Annotated in this window: 16 protein-coding genes; 11 read left to right on the top strand and 5 right to left on the bottom strand. The window is 68.9% G+C overall.

Annotated elements, in window-relative coordinates:
* Positions 1-62: 62 nt before the first annotated feature.
* The 7 genes from G6O54_RS17540 (at position 63) to G6O54_RS17510 (ending at position 10,368) form a co-directional block, all read left to right on the top strand.
* Entirely contained in the window at positions 63-404 is a 342-nt protein-coding gene (locus G6O54_RS17540) for a methyltransferase family protein (RefSeq protein ID WP_369432145.1), read from the top strand.
* Positions 405-540: 136 nt separating this feature from the next.
* Positions 541-987 (top strand): hypothetical protein, encoded by a 447-nt coding sequence (locus tag G6O54_RS17535; protein WP_165226962.1) that lies wholly within the window; start codon positions 541-543, stop codon positions 985-987.
* A gap of 265 nt (positions 988-1,252) precedes the next feature.
* Entirely contained in the window at positions 1,253-1,915 is a 663-nt protein-coding gene (locus G6O54_RS17530; protein ID WP_165226961.1) for a peroxiredoxin family protein, read from the top strand.
* A 181-nt stretch (positions 1,916-2,096) separates the two neighbouring features.
* A complete protein-coding gene (locus G6O54_RS17525) occupies positions 2,097-2,900 on the top strand; it encodes a DUF4198 domain-containing protein (RefSeq protein WP_165226960.1) in 804 nt (267 codons plus the stop codon).
* Positions 2,901-3,107: 207 nt separating this feature from the next.
* Entirely contained in the window at positions 3,108-7,139 is a 4,032-nt protein-coding gene (locus G6O54_RS17520) for a hypothetical protein (protein WP_165226959.1), read from the top strand.
* 172 nt (positions 7,140-7,311) lie between these two features.
* Entirely contained in the window at positions 7,312-9,756 is a 2,445-nt protein-coding gene (locus G6O54_RS17515) for a M48 family metallopeptidase (protein ID WP_165226958.1), read from the top strand.
* A gap of 129 nt (positions 9,757-9,885) precedes the next feature.
* The gene (locus G6O54_RS17510; protein ID WP_165226957.1) at positions 9,886-10,368 is read left to right on the top strand and encodes a hypothetical protein; all 483 of its coding nucleotides are present in this window, start codon (positions 9,886-9,888) and stop codon (positions 10,366-10,368) included.
* 81 nt (positions 10,369-10,449) lie between these two features.
* On the opposite strand, the gene G6O54_RS17505 is transcribed toward G6O54_RS17510, so the two are convergent.
* Complete coding sequence (locus G6O54_RS17505) at positions 10,450-10,929, bottom strand: hypothetical protein (RefSeq protein ID WP_165226956.1); 480 nt, start codon at positions 10,927-10,929, stop codon at positions 10,450-10,452.
* A gap of 150 nt (positions 10,930-11,079) precedes the next feature.
* Between G6O54_RS17505 and G6O54_RS17500 the strand changes: the two genes are divergently transcribed.
* Positions 11,080-11,223: a hypothetical protein gene (locus G6O54_RS17500; RefSeq protein WP_165226955.1), complete on the top strand. Its 144-nt coding sequence runs from the start codon at positions 11,080-11,082 to the stop codon at positions 11,221-11,223.
* A 49-nt stretch (positions 11,224-11,272) separates the two neighbouring features.
* Here the strand turns inward: G6O54_RS17500 and G6O54_RS17495 are convergent, their stop codons facing one another.
* Complete coding sequence (locus G6O54_RS17495; protein ID WP_165226954.1) at positions 11,273-16,630, bottom strand: NHLP family bacteriocin export ABC transporter peptidase/permease/ATPase subunit; 5,358 nt, start codon at positions 16,628-16,630, stop codon at positions 11,273-11,275.
* Positions 16,631-17,201: 571 nt separating this feature from the next.
* Here G6O54_RS17495 and G6O54_RS17490 point away from each other — a divergent pair.
* The gene (locus G6O54_RS17490; RefSeq protein WP_165226953.1) at positions 17,202-18,590 is read left to right on the top strand and encodes a hypothetical protein; all 1,389 of its coding nucleotides are present in this window, start codon (positions 17,202-17,204) and stop codon (positions 18,588-18,590) included.
* A gap of 84 nt (positions 18,591-18,674) precedes the next feature.
* Here G6O54_RS17490 and G6O54_RS17485 read toward each other — a convergent pair whose 3' ends face one another.
* From G6O54_RS17485 to G6O54_RS17475, 3 genes are all read right to left on the bottom strand, one after another.
* Positions 18,675-20,027 carry an NHLP bacteriocin system secretion protein gene (locus G6O54_RS17485; RefSeq protein WP_165226952.1) on the bottom strand — a complete coding sequence of 451 codons (1,353 nt, stop codon included), beginning with the start codon at positions 20,025-20,027 and terminating at the stop codon, positions 18,675-18,677.
* A 96-nt stretch (positions 20,028-20,123) separates the two neighbouring features.
* Positions 20,124-20,288, bottom strand: a complete 165-nt coding sequence (locus G6O54_RS17480; protein WP_165226951.1) for a hypothetical protein — start codon at positions 20,286-20,288, stop codon at positions 20,124-20,126.
* Positions 20,289-20,416: 128 nt separating this feature from the next.
* A complete protein-coding gene (locus G6O54_RS17475; RefSeq protein WP_165226950.1) occupies positions 20,417-24,040 on the bottom strand; it encodes a serine/threonine-protein kinase in 3,624 nt (1,207 codons plus the stop codon).
* Positions 24,041-24,299: 259 nt separating this feature from the next.
* Here G6O54_RS17475 and G6O54_RS17470 point away from each other — a divergent pair, with 259 nt between their 5' ends.
* On the top strand, positions 24,300-24,953 hold the full coding sequence (locus tag G6O54_RS17470; RefSeq protein WP_165226949.1) for a helix-turn-helix transcriptional regulator: 654 nt from the start codon (positions 24,300-24,302) through the stop codon (positions 24,951-24,953).
* Positions 24,954-25,080: 127 nt separating this feature from the next.
* Positions 25,081-25,926: a Fe-S cluster assembly ATPase SufC gene (sufC, locus tag G6O54_RS17465; protein WP_165226948.1), complete on the top strand. Its 846-nt coding sequence runs from the start codon at positions 25,081-25,083 to the stop codon at positions 25,924-25,926.
* The last annotated feature ends 68 nt before the right edge of the window (positions 25,927-25,994 follow it).

Genomic DNA, 25,994 nt, shown 5'->3' with positions numbered 1-25,994 from the left:
TAATGGATTGTACCGGAGGGACTGCTGCCTGGTCAGTATGACAACGGCAGAGGAATCGCCGAATCCGCGGGATCTCCCTCCCCCTCCCGGAACGCTGCCTGGTCGGCACCGCGATCATGATCGCCGCGGACGCGCAGAAGTACTTCACGCTCCGGCTGCGGAAGGGCCTGATCACCGATGGGATGTTCCGCCACGTCCGGCACCCGAACTACCTTGGCGAGATGATGATCTACGGGAGCTTCGCCCTGATGGTCTGGCACTGGCTGCCGTTCGTCGTGCTGGGCTGCGTCTGGGCCCTGGTCTTCGCGGTCAACATGATCACGAAGGAGGCCAGCCTGTCCCGCCATCCCGAGTGGGCCGAGTACCGCCGCCGGACCTGGTGGCTGTTGCCGCCGGTGCTGTAAGGCCGGCCCGCGGGGCTGCGTCGAGGGTTGACCCGTCGGGGACAGGAATCGATGATAGGCCGAACGGCGCCGTCCCGCCGGGTCGTCTGCCTCTCCGGAGAGATCGTCCGTGACCGCCGGCCGCTGCCGAGGACCCATGGGCCGCAACCTCGCCCGCCTGCTGATGCTGGCGGCCGCGATCGCGTGCGCAATCGGCTCGCCGGCGACCGCGGCTCCGTCGATCTCCGCGTCCGCGACGCCGGCCGACGACCACGGGCGCCACTGCAAGTGCGGCGACTGCGACCCGAAGACCTGCTGCTGCGGCCCACTCAGGACCGTGGCTCCGGGCCCCGACGCCTCTCCGTCGTCGCCGAGTCCCTCGCGGCCGTCCCCCTGTCTGAGGTCGATCCCCTGCGGCAGCCATCCGGGGCTCCCTTCCAGCTCCATCGGCGTGCCGGGGGCGGCCTCCGCGACGCTCGCCGCGGGACTTGAGGCTCCTATCCTGCCGATCTGGCGACATCGCTCCCCGACGATCCCCTGCGATCGACCCGCACGGCGGGCCTCTCGCCTCGACGACCCGCCGGAAGCCATCGGCCGCGCCTGATCCCATCCGGGACGTCCGTTTCCGACGTGACGCGTCATGTTGGCCCGGCCTCGCCGGGGCGTCACGCCCGCGGCTCGTCGACCGCCATCGCATGGTACTCCGAAGTCAGCCCGATCCTGCAGCCGAGGAATCGTCGGTGCAGGCTCTGTTCGCGAGTCGGTCCGCCCGGTGGCGTTCCCTCGCGATGGCTGCGAGCAATTTCAGGGCGGGTTGTGTGGTTACATCGTCCGATTCCTGCGGATCGATTCGAGGAGAGGCATCCGTGATGAAGCACCTTGCATTCGCGATCCTGGCGATCGTCCTCGGCTGGGCCGGGATCGCTTACGCCCTGGCCAGGCTGCGGTCGGAGCTGGGGATCGAGCCCTTCCCCCAGCAGCCGCCCATCATCGTCGAGTCGATCAACTCGCACATCGCGACGGCGGAGATGCGGTCGGCGGCACGGTCGATGGAGAGCCGCGAGGCGCCGGCCTTCCAGGCCGAGGCGGACGACGGCAAGAGCTATTCGCTCCGCGACCTGGCCGGGGAGGGGCCCCTGGCGCTGATCTTCATCAAGGACGGTTGCCCGTGCAGCGTGGCCGCCGCCCCCTATTTCAACCGACTCCGCGACGACTACGGGGATCGCGTCCGCTTCTTCGGCATCATCGACGGCGATCCGCCGGTGGCGCGGCGGTGGGCGAAGGCCCACCAGCCGAGATTCCCGCTCCTCTCCGACCCGCGACTCGATCTGGTCCATGAATACAAGGTGGAGAACTCGGCGTACCTCGCCCTCGTCGCCCGGGGCGGGACCATCGTGAAATGCTGGCCGGGGTACTCGGTCGGCATGCTCGAGGAAGCGAACGCGGAGCTCGCCCGCCTCGCCGGCGTCGAGGCGAAGCCCGTGAATTCGACCGGCGCACCGATCGAGATGTACACGGGCTGCCCCTACTGACCGCGTACCATCAAGGGTGCCCTTCGACTTCCACAACGGGGGACTGCTGGATGATTGGCCCGAACAGGGGCGGCAACTCGCATGGAATACCCCCGGAAACCAAAGGCGACGGCGACGCCCGAATGACCGACCCGATGACTCGGGCTTATCCTCGTCCGAAACCACGAACCCGGAGCGCGACATGAAGCGAGTCTTGCTGCTGATCCTCATCTCCATCCCCGCGACGGCACGGGCGCACGACGCGTGGATCCAGTCCAACGCCAGCATCGTTCGAGTCGGCGATGCGGTGCATCTCGACCTGATGCTCGGCAACCATGGCAACGAGCATCGCGATTACAGGCTCGCCGGCAAGACCTCGCTCGAGGGGGGGACATTCGAGGTGATCACGCCGGACGGCAAGCGATATGACCTGAAGGAACGCCTGGCGGACACCGGATACACCCCTCAGGAAGGCTACTGGACGACGCGGTTCGAGCCGGCCGCGCCCGGCCTCCACGTCGCCGGCCACACCTCGGACCGAGTGATGAGCTATGCGCCGGAACGGTCCATCAAGAGCGCCAAGGTGTTCTTCCTCGCGAGCCCGAGCCTGGACAAGGTCCCCGCGGCCCATCCCGGCTTCGATCGGCCGCTCGGCCACGCCCTGGAGCTGGTCCCCATCGTCAGCCCCGTCGCCCCGATGGGCCCCGGGACCGCGATCCGGGTCCGGCTCCTCTACAAGGGCAAGCCGCTGGCGGGCGAGCGAGTCTCGTTCATCCCTCGGGGCGGATCCCTCAAGCCGGGCGTCGACGAACGCTTCGAGCGGACGACCGACGCCAACGGCGAGGCCTCGTTCGAGCCGACCGAGGCGAACTACTACCTGATCGCCGCCCACAGGACCGAGCCCGAGGAGGGGGGGACGCTCGACGGCAAGCCGTATCGGTTCACGAAGTACGGCGCCACGATGACCATCCTCGTGCCGCGGCTGTGTCCCTGCTGCGGCGGCTAGGCCGTCGCCCGCGAGGGCCCCATCTCGCCGCCTGAACCTCGAGCGGTGATCGCGGGGATTCGCCGGCGGGTGCACTTGCAGTCATCGCTGGGCTCTTCTAGGATTGCGTGATCACAGATCGATACCGACCTGCCGATGACCAACCGCGAAGAGGGGCCTACGATGTTGTCCGCCGCCTGGCTCACCCGGCAAGGGGATCGTGCTTGCTTGAGAAGGCGAGGCCGTCGCCCGCGCCGCAACATCGTGCCGCAAGGCTGGGTCGGCGACGTGCTCCTGGAGGGCCGCGTCCTGCTGGCGGGCCTCCTGATGCCGACGGACACCGTCTCGAAGGACGACGGCGTGAGCGCCGTCCTCCACGACGGCGGACTCGTGACGCCGACCCCGTCGACTCAGCAATACGTCAAGCAGATCACGATCACGAACAATAGCAGCGAGACGATCTACCCCTTCCTCGAGGATGCGAACAGCCGCACGGCGACCCCCGGCTCTCCCACGCCGGCCACGGACTATACCGGGACCGGGATGTTCGATCCGTTCGACCCGCTCAATCACGAATACCGGGGCTACATCGGCTATACCGAGCTGGTCAACGGCAAGACCGTGACCTACGCGGGCCTGCAGCCCGGCAGCGCCATCACGATCAACGTCCCGATCGCCTTCTGGGATGCGGGCCGCATCATCATCACGACGGACGCCGCCGACCTGTTCGGGGGGGGAGGGAACGGGAACCCGTTCCTGTACTACGACCAGGATACCCAGGTGACCTACTATGGGTCGGTGGCCGACAACACCCTCTCCTTCGCCCCGGTCTACAATTCGTTCGTCCTCGACAGCGGCGCCAATGCCTACGTGCCGTCCGCGGCCCAGTGGCAGCCGCCGACGAACCTGGCGACCGGGATGTCGGTGACCGGTCCCGGCATCCCCGGCGGCACCACCATCACGGTCGGGAGCGACACCCATAGCATCACCCTGGTTCCTCCCCAGGGGACCACGATCACGACCCCGACGGGCGTGCAGCAGTTCACCTTCACCAGCACCGCCCCGATCTCATCGACCCTCCGGTATTCCCAGCCCGGCTACACGATCACGACGGCGGGCTCGAGCAACACCAACGGCGCGGTGATGTGGTATCACTCCCTGACGGCCAAGAACCCCAGCAACGACGCGCCGTTCCAGCTCATCGAGATGAGCTTCCGGGGCACCTTCTACAACCCGAAGATCAACGTGGGGACGGGATTCGATTACCTGATCGGATTCGATACGAGTACGATCAATTATATCAGTGCGAACGACTTCGACCTGGTCAACTACGACGTCTCCTACGTGGACTCCATCGCCCTGCCGGTGGCGCTGCAGGCGGACCAGGTCCCCATCCCCAACACGCCGGAGGCGAAGCCTTTCGGCTGGGTGGGCGCCCCGCTGACGATCGACGAGATGCAGTCCGCGTTCTCGGCCTTCATCGGCGGCGGCGGCGGCAACGGGCTGGGGTCGTACTTCGGCGGCCAGGGCTATCCGAGCTATTACGCGCCCGCGGGCGAGGGCACCATCAAGCTCCCCTCCGGCCAGAACCTCTTCTTCCAGAGCCCGCTGAACACGGGGAGCAACCTGTCCTCGTTCTCCATCGACCAGACGTTCTCCGACGGGTCCAGGGTGAACCTCCCGCTCTTCGCGCTGACCGACGGCGGCACGGGCCCGTTCTCGTTCCCCACGGGGGGGGACACGGACCCGAACATCCCGAATCCGACCCCGACGCAGCTCATACTCCATCACACCACCTCGGCCGACAAGTTGATCCTCCAGCTCCTGGCCCAGGGGATCGCGTCGTATCCGTTCCAGCTCGCGGCCATCGACGGGAAGGCCGTGACCGGCGGCCCGACCATCACCAGCATGCTCTACGACCCGTCGAACCCCCAGCAGCTCGTGGGGGTGAACCTGAGCGGCCCGCTCGGCGTCAGCGACCCGCCCAACCACACATTCAACTTCAACAGGACCGTTGCCGATCCCATCGTCAAGGCGATCGCGAGCGTCTGGTATAGCTGGGCGAACTACTACGCGACGACCATCGCGCCCACGGCCAAGCCCGCGACGGGGGTGCAGGGGAGCATCGGCGCCGGGTCGAATCTCCTGATGCTGGCCGCGGCCACCCCGGGCCTGGTGCCGGGTATGGCGGTGACCGACGGGCAGGGGACGCCGCACGGGGTCATCGTGGCCGTCGCGAGCGACAACCGGACGATCACGCTGGACCAGGCCCAGGGGGGGGCCCTGGCCGACACGTTCAACTTCGCCCTCCCGTCCGTCTCGTCGATCGTGGGCTACGACCCGACCGGCCTGACGCCGATATTGACCTACACGTTCAAGGCCGACGAGCAGAACCGAGCCCTGGCCTTCGCGCAGAACGTGTACGCGGTGATGAGCACCATGGGGCGGACGGTGACGCCCGGGGCGGCGAATGCCGCGATCCCGCTGCTGGGCAACATCGTCGGCGGCAACGTCGGGCCGGCCTACCTCCCGAATCAGAACGCCGCCATCCAGGCCACGATCACCGACCAGATCAAGTCGGCCCTGCGCGGGGTGCCGGACTTCGCCAATCCCGCGTATTCCAACCCCTCGCTCTGGTATCCCGACCCGGCGCTGGCCGTCGGCGGTCAGGCCTTCAACGTCTACAACCTGGATCCGTTCATCTGGTTCATCCACCAGAAGCTCGGGCTCTCCGCCTATGCATTCGGGCTCGATGACGACATCGGCGACGTGGGGGCGGGGGGCTCGAAGAAGCTGAACGTGAGCGTCGGCGGCCTGGGCGGACTTTCCACCCAGATACCCACCTCCGCCTACCCGTTCCCGTTCGCGAACACGGCCAACTACGGCCCCGTGTCCGCGACGATCGCGCAGGCGCCTCCTCCCGGCTCGAGCGTGATCACCGGCCTGCCCCGGGACGTGGTCAATCAGCTCGTCGCCGCGAACTTCAGCAATCATACCGCCGGGACGCTGGTGAACGGGCCCGGCGTGCCGCTCGGGACGACCGTCCTGGTGTACGACAGCGTCCTCGGCACGGTGACGCTCTCCGCGCCGTTACAGCAGTCCGCTCCGGGCCCCGCCACGTACTACTTCTACGGCCCGATCGTCGGCACCGGGAAGGTCCTGGGGGCGGGCCAGGCGACGAACACGATCGTGGGGCTGGACCTGGACACGTACAACACGCTGCTCCAGGTCGGACCTCTCACGAATGTCCAGGTGACCGGGCCGGGCATCCCGACCGGGAGCGTGGTCAAGATCTCGACGATGTTCCTCAACGACGGCGTCCCCGTGGTCGCGCTGAGCCGGGCCCTGGACGCCAGCAAGATCTCCGAGATCGGCGGTTCATACGCCTACACCTTCGGCTATGCCGCGCTCGCCCCGATCGTGGACGGCGGCTTCGAGCAGCCGACGGGCGTGGCGAATGTCACCGACGGCATCCTCCACGGCAAGCAGCTCTCGGCGGGCGGGGACCAGCCCTGGACGTTCACCGACGGCAGCGGGTCCGACTACGCCGGCATCGCGGGCAACGGCAGCATCTACACGAAGAAGAATGCCCTCGCGCCCCAGGGCCTCCAGGTGGCCTTCATCGCGGGGCAGGGGAGCATCAGCCAGGCGATCACGCTGGCGAAGGGGAGCTACACGCTCTCGCTCGTGGCCGTGCAGTCGGCGGCGAACGGCGCGGGCACATCCCAGACCGTGAGCGTCTGGGTCGATGACACGCAGGTGGGGACCATCAACCCGACCGGCCCGCAGTACGCGCCGTTCCTGATCCCGTTCGACGTGAGCGCCGGCTCGCACACGATCACGTTTCGTGGGACATCGACCGTCGGCGCGACCATGCTCTTCGATTCGGTGTCGTTCCAGGCCCCGAAGTCCGAGGCGGAACCGCCGGGCTCCACGCAGCCGGCGAGGGTGGAGTTCCTCCTGCAGCCCGCCGCCGCCCCGGCCCGCAGCCCCTTGCCGCCGGTCCTCGTCCAGGTCTTCAGCCGATCCGGCAAGCTCGCGGACGGCGTGCCCGTCCGCCTGGTCCTGATCCGGGTGGGCAAGGGCTCTCGCGGTCATTTCGTCTGGGGCAGCCGCGTCCGCGTGAAGACGAAGGACGGCATCGCGACCTTCCAGAAGCTGGCCATCAGCGCGCCCGGCCGCTACATGCTCCGCGCCTGGGCCGGGGGGCGCCGCGTGAATTCCGCCGTGTTCGAGGTCGGGCCGCGGGCGACGGGTTGACGGAAGGGACGACCGCGGCTCCCTACCGCGAATCGACGAACGCAGCTCGACGGTAAGCGCCGGCTCCGACCCGCCAGTCGTTTCCCCCTGCTCGGATCTACCCTACAATAGGACCGATGCCCCGGCCGCGGTGCGGGGCAGGAGAACGGGAGGGGATGCGAGGAGGCGTTCCATGCCGATCGAGGTTCGCTGCGACGCGTGCGGCAGGTCATTCCGCACGGCCGATGCCTTCGCCGGGAAGCGTGGCAAATGCCCGCACTGCAAGGCGGTGATCATCGTCCCCGCGGCCCCCGCGAGCGTGGAGAAGGCCGCCGCCGCGGCCGTCGAGGACGACGAGGCCGGGACGTATGAGCTCGCGGGGTCGGGGCACCAGGCCAGGACTCGAAGGGCCGTCGAGGCGCCGGAGCCCCTGCGGGCGGCGAAGGAGTCCCTCAAGATCACGCATTCTCGGACGCCGCACGAGATCCTGGCGGCATTCCGCGGCGAGATACCGCCCGTCCGGCCGACCCTGGCCTATCGGCTCTGGATCCTGATCGTCGCCGTGGTGATGGTGATCCTGCCCCTGATCTACGTCGGCGTGGCCGTGGTCGCGGCCCTGGCCCTGTTCTGGCACGCGACGCACAGCCTCGTCGTGTTCCAGACCGTGAAGAACGCCCGGGCCGCCCTCTTCCTCTACGTGGCGCCGCTCATCGCCGGAGGATTCGTCGTTGCCTTCATGTTCAAGCCTCTGTTCGCGAGCCCGGCGAAGAGGCCGAAGCGGCGCGAGCTCGACCCTTCCAGCGAGCCCCTGCTTTTCGCCTTCGTCGACGGGATCTGTCAGTCGGTGAAGTCGCCCGTGCCGGCGACGGTCTACGTCGATTGCGAGGTGAACGCCTCGGCCTCTTTGGCGAGCGGGGCCCTCTCCCCGAGGAAGCGGCTGGACCTGACGATCGGGCTCCCCCTGGTCGCCGGCCTGACGCTCCCGCAGTTTGCCGGGGTCCTCGCCCACGAGTTCGGCCACTTCTCGCAGGGGGCGGGGATGAGGCTGAACGTCCTGATCCGGTCGATCAACCTCTGGTTCGCCCGGGTGGTCTACGAGCGCGACTCGTGGGACCAGACGCTGGATGCCTGGACCCAGGAGTGGGGCTACATGGCGGCCGTGGCGTGGGTCACCAAGCTGATGGTCTGGCTGACCCGCCGGATCCTCTGGGTCCTGATGCACGTGGGCGCGTTCGTCAGCTCGTTCCTGTCGCGCCAGCAGGAATTCGACGCCGATCGATACGAGGCGCGGATGGTCGGCGCGGAGACGTTCGCCTCGACGTTCTCGCGTCTCCGCGAGCTCGCCCTGGCCGATCGGGGTGCGCAGGCCGACCTCTCCCGTTCCTGGCAGGAACGGCGGCTGCCGGACGACTATCCCCGGCTGATCGTCGCCAACATCCCCCAGATCCCGCCCCCCGTGATGGCGATGGTGCGCGAGGCGGAGACGAAGGCGAAGACGGGCCTGTTCGACTCGCACCCCTGCGATCGGGACCGGATCGCGCGGGCGAAGCACGAGGGCGCCGGGGGGATCTTCCACCTGGACGGGCCGGCGACGGACCTCTTCCGCGACTTCGACTCCCTGTGCCGGTCGGCGACCTTCCAGCATTATCGAGGCATCCTCGGCAACGAGATCAGCAAGGAACAGCTCTTCGCCGTCTCCGACCTCCTCGACATCCAGGCCGAGGCGCACCAGGGGAGCGAGGCCTTCGACCGCCTCTTCCTCGACGCCTTCAGCCTGCTCCAGCCGCTCCCCCTGCCCGGCGATCTCCCCCTCGCTCCGGACGATCCCAGGTCGGCCAAGGCCGCCCTGATCGACGCGCGGACGTCGCTCGCCTCGGCGGTCGATGACAACCTCGCCGCGCTCGAGCGCTGGAACGAGCTGGCGCCGAAGGCCTCGGCCGCCGCCGCGGCGCTGACCTTGTGGAAGGCGAACGGGCGACCTCGGCCCGGAGACTTCGAGTTCAGCGGCAAGGATCGATCCGAGGCCGATGCAACGATCGACCGATGCGACGCGGCCGTTCGCGCCCTCCGATCGAGCCTCGATCCGTTCTCCGAGGCGGCGGCCCGGAGGATCGCGCAGGGCCTCTCGCTCCTGGAGCTGCCGAAGGTCATCGAGCGGATCCCGGAAGGGGCCGCGATCCGCGACGAGGCGCGTCGGGTCTATCCCTGCGCGTCCTTCCTGGCCCGGGCCATCCAGGAGTTCCCGGCCGCCCAGCGGTCCGCCTCGGTCCTCGGCCGCCTGCTCCAGAAATTCCAGTCGGGGAAGAACGAGAAGAACGAGCCCCTGATCAACGCCATCCTCCGCGCGGGTCAGTCGCTGCACCAGGATCTGACGCGATTCCGGACCCATCTGCCGACCGCCATCGACTACCCGTTCGAGCACGCCCGCGAGGGCATGACGATCGCGAAGTACGTCCTGGAGAGGGTCCCCGACGCGAAGGAGATCGGCGACCTGATGGATGCGATGTCGGGCGCGAGCGAGCGTCTCTTCGACCTCCAGAAGCGCTGCCTGGGCACGCTGGCCGTGGCGGTCCTGGCGGTCGAGACGGCGCTGAAACTGCCGCCCCTGGAGCGGCCGAAGGCCGAGGGGGGGCCGTGATCGTGGCAGATCGCGGACGCCCGTTCACCTTGGCCGACGCCCACCGGAATCGAAACGAGACGTCCGTGTTTCCGTTCCCGCCTTGGCCTTCCGACGCCAGGCCGGTACGATTCCGACCGGAGGTGAGTCATGCAGACCGCGAGCCTTTCGGAGCTGGCCGTAGCCATCCTCCGACTTCATGTCGAGAGCGAGAGACGACCGGCGACGGAGAGGAATTTCCCCGCCTACAGAGAGCTGGTCCAGGCTGGGATCATGGAACCTCTGCCGGGCGCGGAGCGGGTCTATCGACTGACCGTCAAAGGTAAGCGTGATCGAGTGGTCATCGTCGAGCGCGAACAGGAGCGAATCGAGAGCCAGCGGTACGCGCCGCCTGATTTGAGCCATCTTTCCGGTCCTGCCTGGGAACTCCTGCGACGGATTGCTGGCGGAGAAGAGGCCGAGCTCACGGCGCAGAATCGCTCCGAGTTCCGCGAGCTTGCCGATGCGAGACTGCTCCTGGTCATCAACACCTATGCGGGTGGCCCTGAATCCGCCTGGCGTTGGACCTATTGGGGCTGGAAGAAGAAGCCGGAGTGGGTTCAGAAGGCTTGCGCGAAAAGGGCGGTCGGATAGAGCCATGGAATCCCGTATGCCGAGCTACGAGAGGAACGAGAGAGCGTTGTCTGTTTCCTCTCGGTTCATCGACATTCCAGCCTATCTCGCCCTCGCCCGATTCAACCGCCGAGCTTCCTCGCTGATCGGGAGCCTGCTCCTGGCTGCTTCCCTGATCGCCTCGGCGTGGTTTCCGCCCGCGAGGAGTTCCTCGTATTCGTGAGAGATCGCCGAGTCGATACGGTCCTTGATCCGCATCTTCCGCCAGAGTCGACCGCCTTTGAATCCCTTCAGCAGATCGGGATTCAGTACTCCGGAATCCACCACCACGCCCGTCGTATTGGCTCCGCCTGCCCGTCCATTGGGATCGAACGCTCGCCACTTCCCATCCCCGCTGAACGTAGGCTGTCCGATCTGATCTTCGGGGATGCCGACCTGCTGCATACGCCTGCGGATATAGCTCTCGCCCACATCTTCCCATTCGCGGGCGATTTGCTGGGCGTGCAGGCCGGGGTCAGCCGGACGGCCACCTCGCGCGGAGGGCGGTGGCCCAATCATACCCGGTGGCGGCTTCTTACTCATGGAGCCATGTTAGCGGGGATTCAGGTCGGGCGCAAACGCTTTCCCTTGCCACCGGAGCGATCCATCCTCATAATAGGACCTTCGCCCTCCGCGGGCTGAACCGCGGTGCGCATGTAAAGACTTTCGCGGAAAAGCTTTAGGGGTTCGGTCATGAAGATCAAGACGCGTCATCGCAAGGGTTCGAAGTGGAAGAAGCGGGCGGCGAGCTCGCCGATCGCCAAGGGGCGGCGGACGAAGCTGCATGGCGTTCGCAACCCGAAGAAGCGCCGGCACATCGGCGGTAAGGGTCTGTAAGGCACGCGCGGGGCCCGGAGACGGGCCCGGTTTGATTCCCGGCCGGCGATCAGACGACCTGGCGGCTGATCAGCTCCTGGAAGGCGCCCGGCTCGGCGCGGAGCTGTTCGTAGCGGCCGGCCTGGACGATCTTCCCCTGCTTGACCACGTAGATGCGGTCCGCCTCGACGATGGTGGTCAGGCGGTGGGCGATGACGATCCGCGTGATGCCCCGCAGCTCCTGGGTGATGCTCCGGGTGACGATCGCCTGCGAGAGGTTGTCGAGCGCGCTGGTGGCCTCGTCGAACATGAGGATCCGCGGGCGGCGGACGACGGCCCGGGCGATCAGCAGGCGTTGACGCTGGCCGCCGGAGAGGTTGGAACCCCCCTCGCCGACGATCGTGTGCATCTTCATGGGCAGGTCCTCGATCTCCTTCTCGAGGCCGGCGAGGCGGGCGGCGCGCCAGGCGTCATCCATGGTGAGGCCCGGCGCGAAGCCGACGATGTTGCTGAAGATGTCGCCGGGCATGAGCTGGGCGTCCTGGAGGACCACGCCGATCTGGCGGCGGACCTCGCGGATGTCCAGCGTGGCGAGGTCGCGACCGTCGTAGGTGATCGTGCCGCGATCGGTCGACTCGAATCCCAGGATCAGCCGCAGGATGGTGGACTTACCCGACCCCGAGGCGCCGACGACGGCGACGAACTCGCCGGGGCGGACTTGCAGGTCCACGCCGTCGAGCACGCGGGCGCCGGTCTCCTGGCCGGGGTAGCGGAACGTCACCCCGCTGAGGGCGATCGCGCCGTTCAGGCGGAGCGGCTCCAGCGTCGCGGCCGGGAACTCCGGGGGCGTTTCCAGGACCGGTTGGATTCGCTCGTAGAGCGGCGGCACGTCGAGCAGACCCAGCGCCGTGTAGGCGACCGCCAGCACGGCGCCGATCAGGTTCGAGAGCGCGATCGAGAGGGCCAGGAAGTCCCCCGTGCTGAGGCCATCGGGATCCAGGCGGACGGCGCCGTAGTAGATGATCATCGCCAGGATCATGGGGAAGACGGCGAGGAACAGATGGAGCCGGTTGGCGAACCGCCGGGCCTTGATCATCAGGCCGAGCTGGTCGCGATAGAGGTCGGCCCAGCGCGCGAAGGCGCGATTCTCGGCGCCGGCGGTCCGGAGCTTGGCGATGCCGCCGAAGACCTCGAACAGGAAGCCGATGATGGAGCCCTCCACCTTGCGGATCCGCGCCTCCTGGCGGAGCTGGCCGGCCAGGAGCAGGGCGATCGTCGCCAGCATCAGCGCCAGGAGCGGGACGCAGATCGCGGCGAGCCGCCAGCTATACCAGAAGAGGAGGGCGACGTTGGAGAGGCTGAAGAGGCCGCCGACGAGGACCGTCGCCATGGCGCCGGACACCTTGCGGAGCACGATCCCCAGGCCGAGCGTCCGGACGGCCAGGTCGCCGGAGGAGAAGCCGCTGAAGAACCGCGTGGGGAGGCGTAGCAGGCGGTCCCAGACGGCCGGCAGGACGGTCGGGGCGACCTTCCCCTCGATCCGGAGCAGGGCCATCCCCTCGACGATCTGGAAGAGGGCCGTGGCGACCGCCAGGGCCACCAGGAAGAGGCAGAGCGAGGCCAGCCGCTGTCGACCCTCGCCGGTGACGCCGACCTCGGGGATGACCTGGTCCACGAGCACCCCGGCGCCGACCGGGAGGGCCAGGCCGAGCAGGCCCCCGAGCGCCGCCATGGCGAGGACCAGCCGCACCTCGCGGGCGACCCCGCGGCGGGCGAAGCGGGCGAGGTCGCGGAGGGTCAGGCGGCCGTCAGGGAGGGTGCGATAGAACGTCCATGCGTCCGGCGAGAGCCGTTCCGCCTGGTCCTGGCGGAGCGGCCCGCGGCGGTCCGTGGCGGGATCGTAGAGGTCATACCGGCGGGCCGCGAACCGTCCACGGCCGCGGTCCTTGCCGGGGAGCAGGGCCACGGGCCGCGGCTCCGCCCCCTCGTCCTTCAGTCGGGCGAGCAGGGGCTCGCCGCCGATGCCGGTCCAGCCGGAGGGCAGGACGACCTGGCGGGCGTGGAAGCCGGAAGCCCGGGCGATCTCCTCGAGCGACGTCGCGCCCGCCGGGCCATCATCGTCGATCACCCGTCGGGGCGCGCGGACCTCGATGCCGAGCTCCCCGCCGACGACCCGGCAGGCCGCCAGCAGGGCCTCCTCCTCGGCGGGCGGGAGGAGGTCGTCGGACTCGTTGGCCGCGGCGGCCAGCTCGACGGAGATCCGGCCCACCAGCGAGCGGTCGCCGATCACCGCCTCCTCGAGCTCCGCCCACCGACGCGTGGTCTCCCGATCCTGCACCCGGTCCAGGTCGTCGAGCGCGGCCCGGTGGAAGTCCATCAGCCCGCGCCAGGGGTCGCCGGAGCGGATCATCGTCAAGGTGTCCGAGGTGACCACACGGGCCGGGCCGTCGGCCGTGAGCCAGAGATGCTCGGTGACCGGGAATCGCGCCTGGTGCTCGGTGACCGGGAGGGGGTCGTGGTCGAGGAACCGGGAACGCCCCTGCAGGTGACGGACCCAGGCCACCCCGCGGCGGACGCCGTAGCGATCGCCGTCCGGCAGGTCGACCGGGGTGCCCGGGGCCAGCTCGCGACGGCCCAGGACTTCTCCTCCCGCGCCGATCGCCCGGCCCAGGCGGAAGATCCAGTCGTCCAGGAGGACCGCGACCTGCTCGGCCAGCGGCTCCTCGAAGCTGAGGCGGATCAGGTCGCCGCGGCGGAACTGGATCAGGTCCGCGTCCCCCGCGCCGACGGCCAGGAGCCGGCCGCCGAGCTGGCCGCGGACGCCGCTGATGGCGAAGATGGAGCCCCCTTCCTCCACCCGGCAGAGATGGCGACGCCGGCCGGGCCCGCCGTCGGGGGCCGGGAGCTGGAAGAAGACGTCCACCTGGCCGGAAGAGACCCACCAGACCGACTCCGGGTCATCGAGCGGCAGGGGGCGATTGGCCGCGGTGGTCTCCGCTCGCCCCGTCGCCCGCAGCTCGTCGATGAGGAACCGGGGGCCGTCCTCCGCGGCGGCGGCTTGCGGGCTCGGGGCCGGCATCGTGGTCGCGACGGATCCGGATGCAGGCCCGATTCGAGGAGCGGGCCGCTCCGCCACCGCATGGCCGGACGCCCGGCGGTGCATGGCCACCCGCCCCGACCGGCCCGCGGGAAATCCCTGGCCGGCCAGGAGCCGGGCGTATTCCCCCCCGGCGTCCTCGATCAATTGCTCGTGCGTCCCCCGCTGGAGGATCTTCCCCTGGGAGAGCACCACGATCTCGTCGCAGTCGCGGATCGTGCTCAGCCGGTGGGCGATGATCAGGCAGGTGCAGCCGCGGCGGCGGAGCTGGTCGTCCACGATCAGCTCCGTCTTCGGGTCGAGCGCACTGGTGGCCTCGTCCAGGATCAGGAGGCTGGGATCCCGGACCAGCGCCCGGGCGATCTCCAGCCGCTGCCGCTGGCCGCCGGAGAAGTTCCTGGCCCCCTCCGCGACCGCCGCGTCGTAGCCGCCCCGCCGCTGGAGGAGGTCCAGGTGGATCGCCGCGCCGAGCCCCGCCTGGATCAGCCGGCCGCTGGCGACCTGCTCGTCCCAGAGCGTCAGGTTGTCCCGGACCGACCCCTGGAACATGGCGATCCGCTCGTCGACCATCGCCACCGAGTTGACGAAGACCTGCCGCGGGATCGCGGCGATCGGCCGGCCGTCGTGGAGGATCTGGCCCTGTTGGGGCCGATAGAGGCCCGCGATCAGCCGGGCGAGCGTCGTCTTGCCGCTCCCGGATCCTCCCACCAACGCGACCCGCTGCCCGGGCTCGACGACCATCGAGAAGCCCCGGATCAGCGGCTCCTCCACCGTCCGGTAGTAGCTGAAGGTGACGTCCCGCAGCTCCAGCCGTCCGGAGAGCCGCGGCGACTCCGTCAGGATGGCCCTCGGCGCCGGCGTCGCGGGAGCCGGCAGATCGGCGGTCGTCTCACCGGCCGCGCCGTCTGCTCCGGCGGGGGCCACCATGGGATCGGCCTGGTGTCGGGCGACATCGTCGATGCGGTCCAGGTCGGCCCGCAGTTCCTGAACCTGGGAGCCCAGGCGTGCCATGGCCTGGAAGGGTTGGTGGAAGCTCGCCAGCAACGTCTGCAGGGCCACCAGCGCCCCGATCGGCAGGACGCCGTCGGCGACCCGGCGGCCCCCCAGCCCGAGCACCGCGACGGTGGTCAGCGAGGCCAGCAGCGGAGGGATTGCCACGAAGACGGCGTCGAACCTCCCGAGCTCCTGCTCGGCGTTCACCACCCGGGCCTGCTCTCCCGTCCATCGGATCAGGAGGTCGGTCTCAGCGCCGGTCGCCTTCACCGACTCGATCACCTGGACGGCCCACATGATCCCGCCGGCAAGCCGGCCTCGGATCTGCTCGATGACCCGGTTCTGGTCGATCCGCCGCCGGCTGAACCACCGCAGCGCGACCAGGTTCAAGCTGCCGATCGCCACGCCCACGCCGGTCAGCAGCCTGTCCTGGGGGAACATCGCGGCCGCGTAGACCACCAGCGTGAGGAAGCCGACGGCCGTGGTGGCGAGCTCGCCGGAGATCAGCCGCGCCACCCTCGCGGTGCTGACCACGCGGCCGACGATGTCGCCCGCGTACCGCCGCTGGAAGAAGTCGATCGGCAGGCGGAGGACGTGCTGGAGGAACCGCACGGCCTCGGTCAGGGCCAGCCGGACCTCCAGCCGCGTGAGGTAGACCTGCTGGAGCGAGACCGCCATCAGCCGGACCAGGGCCGTCGCCGCCATGGCCACCAGGAGCGTCCCCAGCCAGTCTCGCCTCCGCTGGATCAGGATCTCATCGACGAAGATCCGCTGGTAGCCCGCCGACGCCAGCGTCGGGATCACCAGGGCCAGCCCCGCCAGGATCACGAACGCGAGCGCCGCCTTGGAGCCGGTCAGGCGTTCGGCCAGCCCCAGCAGCGTGCTCGGCCTCCGTCCCTCCGGCTTGAAGCCGTCTCCCGGCCGGAACGTGAAGGCGATCCCGCTGTAATTCCTCGCGAATTCCTCCCGCGACACGCGGCGACGCCCGCATGCCGGATCATTCAGGTAGACCGCGTCGCGGGTGAACCCCTCGACCACCAGGAAGTGATTCCACTGCCAGAGCACCATGAACGGAGGCCGCCGCGTATCGATCCCCTCGGCCGACTTCCGGAACGCCTCCACCTCCAGGCCATACTGCCTCGCCGCCTCCCGGATATGGTACGCGTTGCTCCCGTCCCGCGAGACGCCGCAGACGCTCCTCAGCACGTCCAGCGGGATGTACTTCCCGTGATACTCGAGGATGATCCCCAGCGCGGCCGCTCCGCACTCGATCGCCTCCATCTGGAGCACGACCGGCGTCCGGACGGGCCGATACCTCTTCTTCCGCGTGCTCGCCATTCGCCCAGGACCCGCCCCGGCCTCCGACACCGACCCCCACGCCGCCGCCTCGATACCTCGGCACGCGACCATCCCTCCTCATCATCGAGGATTTTGCTTCTAGACTCTACCCAATTTGCCTATTTTACTCCCGGGGGCGTCGTGGCTCCGAGAGGATGTTGCACCCGTGCAGGTCGGTCGCGCAATGACTGCGTATCCGCAAGGTCCTGGTATCTCCGGGGAACAACGCAAGGAACCCGCCTGCTCAATTCGCCTCGGCGGAATGCGCTGGCGCTAATTTGTATTCATATTTGCCTTGCGAGTGGGTTGGGTCCGCCCAGGTCCGCCGTCCGGGCGTCATTCGGGGGAGTGGGCCCGCGGCTTCAAGGGATTGGCACGCCCGATGCGTAGACTTTTTTGACGTGCCAATCGTCATCCGGCGACACCTCAATCCGCCCGGCTCGCCGGATCCCGAATCTGCAATGTCAGTCATCTCACGCGGCGACCGATGCGGGGTGCAGCCACCGTGCGCGCCGGCCGCCGCGAGATTCACCCTTGAACAGAACCCACGTTGGGAGAATGAGGATCCGTCATGGCGAGCATCAGGGGCAAGGTCCGGTCGTTTCGTCCTTCGATCGATGGCATCGCGCTGGAGGAGCGCGTCGTGATGAACGCCGCGGGGACGGCGGCGTCCGCCCAGGCCCTCCTGTCGCGCCGCGAGCTGTATCAGTCGTATCGCGCCCAGTTCCGGGCAGCGGCCAATGACCTTCGTCAATATCTTCGGACGCAGATTGCCACGGCCTATGCCAATGGAACACCCGACGCGACGACGAAGGCGAACCTCCAGAGCCAGATCGGCGGGGCGGTCAACGCCACGGCCTTCCGCCTCTCGAGTCAGCTCGGCCTCCTGCCGGAGGCCAACGATCGACTGGTGGCCCGGCTCCAGACGTCGCTCCTCGGCAACGGGCGGAACAGCCTCACCAGCCGGCTCGATGCGCTCACGTCGTCGGGGCGAGCCAGTCGGTCGGCCTCCGCGCTCATGTCCGCCGTGGACCGTGCGATCACCCAGTCCACGGTCACCAACGCCGCCCAGGCGGGGAACTTCATCGCAAGGAGTCCGATCTACGCGAATTCGATCGACATCAACAGCGGGGCTCGGATCCCCGTCCAGACCTACATGGCCCAGCAGGTCGTCAATCAGTTCGCCAATACGCTGGGGTCCCTCAACTCGGGGTTCGGCAACATCGCCAATGCCGCGCTGGTCTCGGGCGGGATCATGAGCACCGACCCGGCGGTCCAGCAGACGTTCGCCAACCAGCTCAATGCGGCGGTGGGCATCGCTGCGAACCAGCTCGGCAACAACCTCGCGGTCTTCCCCACCGTCCAGAACCTGTTCCCCTCGTCCCCCAGTGCCGGCGGAGGGACGGGCACGACGACAGGCTCCAACCCGCTGAGCGGTGTGGGCAACATCCTCTTCGGCACGACGCCGGGAGGGACGCCCACGGCGATCACGACGCTCAGCGGCGCCCTCTCCGCCGCGCCTACGACATCGGACGCCTTCGTCCCCGCCGTCAACTCGGCCTTCAATAGCGCCTTCCAGAATGTCGCGTCGGGCCTCGGGTCGTTCTTCGGGACGACGACGAATGTCTCCAGCCTGCCGACCAGCAACTTCTCGAGCGTCTTCGCCCCGACCTTCGCCGGCCTCGGCAACGGCTTCAACGGCGGGACGTCGAACGGACCGATCGGCTTCGGGACGTTCAGCACGTCCACCGGCACCTCGACCGGGTCCGGCAACCTCAACAACTTCTACTCGGATCCGTTCGGGGGCGGCTTCTATGGCCTCACCACGAATCAGAACACGGCCCTGGGCTTCCCGACGTCCAGCTTCTCGGGCTTCGGCCTGACCAGCGGCACCACCACAATCATCCAGACTCCCGGTGGAGGGGAGACGGGCATCACGACCAACACCAACGGCATCTGAAGCCGGCGATCTTCGCCGGCTGATGACGGGCCCCGGCGTGACTGCCGCGCCGGGGCTCTTCTCGTTTCGAAGTCCGACCCGGGATCAGTGCCAGCCGAAGGCCCTCTTGAACCAGGGGATGACCAGCGAGATCAGGCGTTGCTGCTCGACGACGATCGCGGCGTCGCAGAGCGTGCCCGTCTTGAGGGGCTGCAAGCCGCCGGAGGAGGAGGACCAGACGAAGCGATTGCCCGACTCTGAGTCCGGTTTGTCCGGATCCTCCACGCCCGCCTTGGCGGGATCCCTCTCGAGCTGGACGTGGACGCGGAGCAGGACGCCGGGCGCGTATCGCTTGAGGAAGGTTTCCACCAGGTCCGGATGCTGGAGTGCGGCCTCCATGGCCAGGCGAGTGGCGGGGAGTTCAGAGACGGCGACGACCTTGCCCTTGAGGAATCCGTGCTCCTCCCGCTTGACCGTCGCGGGCATGATCTCGACGAGGTCATTTTCGTCGATCTTCTTCCCCTCGCCGGCCGGCACGAAGACGATCGACTCGTAGGGCAGCCCCACGTCGTCGAGGCCAGGCCCCGTCTCCTTGGGGGAGGAGAGCAGGATCACCGGTTGCCCCTCGCGGACGTATTCGTCCCGGGCCGAGAGGATCTGGGCCACGCGTCCGTTGCCGTGACTGACGATCCGGGAGGTGCGGTCGAACTTGGCCCGATCGAGCCCCAGCTTGGTCCTCAGCTTGCTGATCTCGAGCTGTCGCTGGAGCTTGAGCTTGGCCCGCTGATTCTCCGCGACGAGCTTCGTCAACTCGAGCTCCGCGAGCCGAGACTGGCCGTTGTCGAGATCGTTCTGGATCGTGTATTTCTGCTGCAGGTCCTTGAGGTAGTCGAAGTTGGAGAGCTGGCTGATGGATCGAAGGCGTTCCGAGCCGCCGACGATCTTCTCGGCGATGGCCAGCGCCGCCGTCGAGTTTCCCACGGTCCGCTCGATGGCGTTTCGGAGGCGGGCGATCGCCCGCTCCTGGGTCGACTGCTCGTTGGCCTCGAACTCGGTGAGCTTCTGGTCCTCGCTCTCGAGCTCGCGGATCCGCTCGGCCGACTCCTGGATGGCATCCCTGAGGTCGTCCTGGATGATCCGCCCGAGATAGGCTCCTTCCTTGACCTCCTGGCCCAGGGTGACCTTGAGCTCATCGATACGCCCGGTGCCGAGGGCGCGGACCTGGGCCAGGCGGTCCTTCTTGATGAGCAGGATGCCCTCGCCGACGACCTTCTTGGGGACGCGATAAGAGTAAGCGAAGATCAGGGCCCCCGCGCAGATCGCGAAGAGGGTCCCGAGCGAGAGCCAGGCCTGGATCGTCGTCACCCGGATCAGGGTGTCGAGCTGCTCGAGCGCCACGGTGGACGCATCGGAGGGCGCGTCGGCGGGGGGGCGAGAGGTGGCGGCGGGCTGGCTCATCGACGGCTGCACCCTCGGGCTCTCGAACGGAGATGGGCCGTGACGGGCGACACCGTCGCGGCCCCCTGGACGAAGCACGGCCCGCGGCCATGGACGTCACGGGCTTGTCGGGGGCGCCTTGGGGGGCGGGATCACGGGCCCCTGACTGGTGGCAGCCCCGCCGGAGATCTTACGCAGGTCGTCCGCGGAGAGATGGACCGTTTCGTCTTCCTTCTTCTTGCTGGGCTGTTCCTGCTCCGGCTTGGTCTTCTGTGTGGACATGCGTTCCTCCTGGGGAAGTCGGTTCGCGAGTCGGATGACATACTTCATTACGGACGCTCGCCCCGACATCTTACACTGCCGACGCGGTTTGGCCCCTATGCTCTCGGAATTCGGAAGTGGGGTGGGGATCAACGTCGGAACGGATCCCGGGGCAGGTCCGGAGACGGCTCATCCGGACTCGCCTGGCCGTCTCGGAGGAGGGGGCCGAAGACGGGGTCGGCCCGGAGCGAATCGACCCCCGGCAGGCCCCGGCGGACGGCGATCCGGAGGTGGGATGCGGCGGCGTCTCGATCCGTCCGCCGGGCCTGCTCGCCGGCCGGGACCAGGGGGGTCTTGCCGTAGCCGACAACGTCCGCCTCGACGACCTCGAGGCCGGCCAGGGCGTAGGGTTCCTGGGGGGGGCGGCCCTGCCAGAGGTTGGCCCGCTCGGCCCGAAGGCGATCGACCTCGATGGCGGGCCTGCCGGGGAGGGGGAGCAGGGCAAGGTCCCGGAGCGTTTCAGAGAGCGCCGCGCGGATTGAGGTCGCATCGACCCCGGCCGGATCCCTCCCGGGAAGGGCCTCGCGGGCGATCCCCGCGGCCCGTTTCAGGACATCCGACGACTCTTCCGTCTTCCCCTGCTCGGCCAGGGCCCTCGCCTTCCGGTCGAGCAATTGCGCCCGAAGTGCGACGAGCGTCCCGTCGTCCCCGGGGCCGGCCGGGATGCGATCGAGCGCCTCGAGGGCACGGGTGAAGGTCGCGACGGCCGCGGCCGGCTCGCCCCGCTGCCGCTGGATGTTCCCGAGCGTGACCGCCAGGGCGGCGAGCCGGGCGGCCTGGTCGGGCACGTCGGGCCGGCTGGCCAACATGGCAATCCGCCGCTCGAGTGCCCGCCGGTAGAAGGGGACCGCGAGGTCTGGTCGCCCCATGTCCGCGTAGGTCTCTCCCAGGTTCGCCAGGCTGACGCCGACCTCCACCTTGAGCTGGAAGTCGTCCTTGAGGTACGGCTCGAGCCCTTCCTGGATCTTGAGGGCTTCCTCGAAGAGCCCGAGGGCAGGGGCGTGCCGGTGGGCGTCGTCGTGGATCACCCCCTCGAGGACCGCGACCTGGGCGAGTTGCCTGCGGTAGGACAGCTCGTTCGGATCGTCGACGCAGAGCTTCTCGAGGATCTCCCGGGCCCGGGCCAGGTGGGCCTGGGACTCGTCGATCCGACCCAGATCGTGCTCGATGTGGGCCATCGCCCAGGAGGTGAGGGCGTAGCCGGCCCGATAGTAGAGCACCGAGCCCGCGAGCTCGACCATCCTGGCGCGGATCTTCTCGGCCTCCCGGTACGCCTCCAGGGCGGGCTCGCGGTGCCCCTGCCGCAGTTGGATCGCGCCGATGTTCTCATAGCTGATCGCCAGGAGTTCCTGGAATTCCAGCGGCCTGGGCCCCTCCTTCACGCCGTCGAGGATCTGCCGACAGACCTGCTGGAATTCCCCGTAGATCGCCATCGCCGCGTCCTCGCGCCCGCGATGGTATTCGACATAGCCGATGCGGTTGACGACCCGGGCGAGCGATTTCTTGTAGGCCAGTTCGTTGGTGGCGGTCGCGATCAGGTCCTCGAGGATCTTGCGGGCCTGGCCGAGCGCGCGGAGGGCATCCTCGTCCCGCGACGCGAGCGAGTGGCGGAAGCCGATCTCGGAGAGGGAGGTGGCGACCGACTGGAGGAGGCGAGGCTCGCCGGGGCGAGCCGCCGCGGCCTCCTTGTAGATCCCCACGGCCTCGGTCAGGCTGGCGATGGACTCCTCGAGATGGCTCGGGTCGGAGATCTCGCCGATGGCGAAGAGGCAGTCGGCGACCCGGAGCCGGCGGTCCAGGTCCCGGGGCGATGCCGCGGCCAGGGACCGCCAGAGGTCCAGGGACGATTGATAGTAGCCCAGCGCCTCGGGCGTCGAGCCGACGAATCGGGTGATGGCGCCCAGGCGGTAATAGGCGCCGGCCAGTTGCTCGCGGAGCCTGGGATCGTGGCCCCGCCTGGCCACGAAGTCCTTGTAGAAGGGGAGGGCGGCCTGCAGCAGTTGGCTGCGGAGGCCGCTGACGTCGAGCGTGTCGTACCTCTTGAGCAGCTCGTTCTCGCTGACTTCGGTAAGGTACTGGTTGACCGCGCTGATCGCCGCGTCGAAGCCGGCCTCGGCATCGCGGCGGGCCGCGTTCAGCCGGACCATGTACAGGGTGGAGACCAGCGTGATCGCCAGCAGCGAGGCCGCGGCGGCGTAGGTCCACGTCCGATGCTGACGGAGCCAGCGAGAGATCCGCTGGGCCCGCCCCTCCGGGAAGGCGGAGACCGGCTCGTCGGCGATCCAGTGCTCGAGGTCCAGCGCCAGGTCGCGGGCCGACGCGTAGCGATCCTCGGGGCAAAAGGCCATCGCCTTCCTGCAGATCGCCTCGAGCGCGGGGGGGATCGTCGCCAGGATCGTCCGGGGCGGCGGCACGTCCCCCCTCGCCACCCGGACCAGGATCTCCTGAGCCTTCAGGCCCGCGTGCACCCTCCTGCCGGCGAGCAGCTCATAGAGGGTAGCCCCCAGGCTGTACACGTCGGAGGCCGTCCCCAGCCGGTCGATCTCGCCGCGTGCCTGCTCCGGGCTCATGTAGGACGGAGTCCCCATCTTCGTCCCCTGGACCGTGTGCTCGGTCGGCGAGTTCGTGACGCCCCCGGCCGTGGGCGGCGGCGGGGGCATGGTCGCGTCGTCCGGGGGCGCGTCGCCGGGGTTGGCGTCATCCGCGGGGGGCGTCGGGACCGCCGCGGCGTCGGGCCGGCCCAGGACCTTGGCGAGTCCCCAGTCCACGACCAGGGTCTCGCCGTACTCGCCGAGCATGATGTTGGCGGGCTTCAGGTCCCGGTGCAGCACCCCCCGGCTGTGGGCGTACTCCATCGCGTCGCAGACCTCCAGGAACCGCCGCAGCAGTTGCTGGAACTCCACGCCCCACTCCGCCCGACGGCTCGCCGCGGCCTCCGCGCGGGCCCGGTGGAACGCCTGGATCGCCTCGGAGAGGCTATCCCCCCGGACGAAACGCATCGCGTAGAAGGGGCGGCCCTGGGAGTCGCTCCCCAGGCTGTATACCGGCACGATGCCCGGATGCTCCAGGTATCCGGTGATCTCCGCCTCGAGCAGGAACCGGTTCTTCTGGCCGGCCTGGCCGCCGAGATTCGGCCGGATCTCCTTGAGCGCCACCTCCCGATTCAGCTCCAGGTCCCGCGCCTTCCAGACCTGGCCGATCCCCCCGCGCGCGTGGAGCTCGATGCGCTGGAATCGCTGCTCGCGGGTGTACCTCGGCTGCTCGCGGCGCTGCGCCGTGGCGCCTCCCCCGGCCACGTCGCCGGTCGTGGCATTCGCGTCCCAGGCGACGGTCGCCTGCGCCCCCGGGTCGCCCCGGCTCTCCGGCGCCCGGATCGTGGAGCCGACCTCGACCTCCAGCGTCCGGGCCATCGTGAGACGCGACCCGGCCTCATCGATCTCCGTGAGGATCTCGTCCGTCAGGGCCTCTCCCTTCCACGCCTCCAAACTGGAGGCCAGGTCCCCCCCGTGCCGCGCCAGGTGGTCCGCCGCCAGCACCCTCATCGCGTCGACGCGCGACCCGTCCAGCAGGCCTCCCTCCAGGAGGACCCGCCCCAGGCCGGCGTCCGGCCGCGCCGCCAGCGCGGCCATCGCGGCCCGCAGCTCGTCCCGGGGCACGACGCCGGTCAACACCGCCAGGGCGGCGAGCAGCAGGTCCTCATTCGGATCGGGCACGCGGGACTCCTCTGCGGGCCGGCCTACCCCGGCCCCGCTCGGCGGTATCGAAGGCACGCCCCCCTGAGACGCGGGGTCGACCCCGCGGATTTTTTGCACTTTATTTTGTGAAAATGGCGAAAATCGACCGTGGGGTGATGGACGGAGCCGGGGGCTGAACTTACAATAATAACCTGTGGACGGGGTTGCGTGCAGCGGCAGACGCCGACTGGCGCTTTCTCGTCGGGTAGGACGATCGGGTCGGCGAGGGGCCGTGTCGATGGCGGAATCGTCGGATCGCGACTTGCTGGACCTGATCCGCCGCCGCGGCCCGATGACGGTGCCGGAGATCTCCGGCGCCATCGGCGTCACGGGGACGGCGGTGCGGAATCGCCTGGCCCGGCTCCTGGGCACCGGCCTGGTGGAGCGGAAGGCGGAGCACGTGGGCCGGGGACGTCCCCGGCATCTCTACCAGGTGAGCGTGGAGGCCCACAAGCGGCTCGGGCAGAATTACGCCGACCTGGCCGTGGCGCTCTGGGAGGAGATGATGGCCGGCGTGGCCGACCGCAAGCTCCGCCGGCTCCTCTTCACGAGGATCACCGACCGCCTGGCGGAGGCCTATCGCAGCAAGCTCACGGGGGACGCGTGGGAGGGCCGGCTCGTCCAGCTCAGCCGGGTGCTCCACGATCGGGGTGTCGAGGCCGAGGTGGCGCGGGACGACGCCGGCCTGGCCGTGATCCTCCGCCAGCATTCCTGCCCCTACTACGAGCTCGCGGAGGCCGACCGGGCTATCTGCGCCCTCGAGCGGAAGATGCTGGAGAAGGTGCTGGGTCGGGCCCTCAGGCTCAGCCAGTGCCGGCTCGACGGCGACCGCTCCTGCGACTTCCGGCCCAAGGCCGATCTCCCGACCATCCCCGAGGCGGCCGCGGGCTGACCGCCGGTCCCTCGGCATCCCCGGGACGAATCAAACGACTTCGTGGACGCACCAGCGACGAGCCGCCCCGGCGCACCCAGCGGCCGGGAAGCGGACCAGATCTGAACAGGAACAGGGCAAGCGACTGATGACCAAGGAACTTCGCATCGAGGACCTGCGGGTGGGGATCGAGGGCAAGGAGATCCTCCGGGGGGTGAACCTGACGCTCCGCCAGGGGGAGGTCCATGCCCTGATGGGCCCCAACGGCTCCGGCAAGAGCACCCTCAGCTACGCCCTGGCCGGCCACCCCAATTACGAGGTCCTGGGGGGCTCGGCCACGCTCGACGGCGCGGACCTGCTGGAAATGGAGGCCGACGAGCGGGCCAAGGCCGGCCTCTTCCTGGCCTTCCAGTATCCCACGTCGATACCGGGCGTCACGGTCGCCAACTTCCTCCGCCACGCCGTCACCAACGTACGCAACCCCGGCCGCAAGGAGGGCGAGGACCTGATCCCGATGCGGGACTTCCGCAAGGAGCTCCGCGACCAGATGGACGAGCTCGGCATGGACCACGAGTTCGCCCGCCGGTACCTCAACGAGGGCTTCTCCGGCGGCGAGAAGAAGCGTGCGGAGATCCTCCAGCTCGCCATGCTCCGGCCGGCCTTCGCCATCCTCGATGAGACCGACAGCGGCCTGGACATCGACGCCGTCCGGATCGCCTCCGAGGGGGTCAACAAGGTCGCCGCCAAGCACGGGACCGGCGTCCTGGTCATCACCCACTACGAGCGGATCCTCACCTACATCAAGCCCCAGTTCGTGCACATCCTCTTCGGCGGCCAGATCGTGGAGAGCGGCGGGCCGGAGCTGGTCACCCACCTCGAGAAGGAGGGCTACGACTGGGTCCGCGAGAAGTACCCCGAGGCCGCCCGCAACGAGCAGGCCATGGAGGAATCCGCCCGCAAGCAGCTCCAGGGCGCCGGCCATCCCTCGTTCTGATCGCGGGCCCGATGCCGTCTCGCCCCCGTCCGGCCGCCGCGCCGTCCGCCTCGAAATCGAACATCCGA

The organism is Aquisphaera insulae (genome assembly GCF_011064615.1).
In the GTDB taxonomy this organism is placed as follows: domain Bacteria; phylum Planctomycetota; class Planctomycetia; order Isosphaerales; family Isosphaeraceae; genus Aquisphaera; species Aquisphaera insulae.
This window is presented reverse-complemented; position numbering and strand designations above follow the sequence as displayed.

Coding starts and splice junctions, on each gene's coding strand:
- G6O54_RS17525 (WP_165226960.1), top strand. CDS start 2,097: ATGAAGCGAGTCTTGCTGCTGATCCTCATCTCCATCCCCGCGACGGCA.
- G6O54_RS17480 (WP_165226951.1), bottom strand. CDS start 20,288: ATGTCCACACAGAAGACCAAGCCGGAGCAGGAACAGCCCAGCAAGAAG.
- G6O54_RS17515 (WP_165226958.1), top strand. CDS start 7,312: ATGCCGATCGAGGTTCGCTGCGACGCGTGCGGCAGGTCATTCCGCACG.
- G6O54_RS17530 (WP_165226961.1), top strand. CDS start 1,253: ATGAAGCACCTTGCATTCGCGATCCTGGCGATCGTCCTCGGCTGGGCC.
- G6O54_RS17485 (WP_165226952.1), bottom strand. CDS start 20,027: ATGAGCCAGCCCGCCGCCACCTCTCGCCCCCCCGCCGACGCGCCCTCC.
- G6O54_RS17510 (WP_165226957.1), top strand. CDS start 9,886: ATGCAGACCGCGAGCCTTTCGGAGCTGGCCGTAGCCATCCTCCGACTT.
- G6O54_RS17470 (WP_165226949.1), top strand. CDS start 24,300: ATGGCGGAATCGTCGGATCGCGACTTGCTGGACCTGATCCGCCGCCGC.
- sufC (WP_165226948.1), top strand. CDS start 25,081: ATGACCAAGGAACTTCGCATCGAGGACCTGCGGGTGGGGATCGAGGGC.
- G6O54_RS17495 (WP_165226954.1), bottom strand. CDS start 16,630: ATGGCGAGCACGCGGAAGAAGAGGTATCGGCCCGTCCGGACGCCGGTC.
- G6O54_RS17535 (WP_165226962.1), top strand. CDS start 541: ATGGGCCGCAACCTCGCCCGCCTGCTGATGCTGGCGGCCGCGATCGCG.
- G6O54_RS17490 (WP_165226953.1), top strand. CDS start 17,202: ATGGCGAGCATCAGGGGCAAGGTCCGGTCGTTTCGTCCTTCGATCGAT.
- G6O54_RS17505 (WP_165226956.1), bottom strand. CDS start 10,929: ATGAGTAAGAAGCCGCCACCGGGTATGATTGGGCCACCGCCCTCCGCG.
- G6O54_RS17500 (WP_165226955.1), top strand. CDS start 11,080: ATGAAGATCAAGACGCGTCATCGCAAGGGTTCGAAGTGGAAGAAGCGG.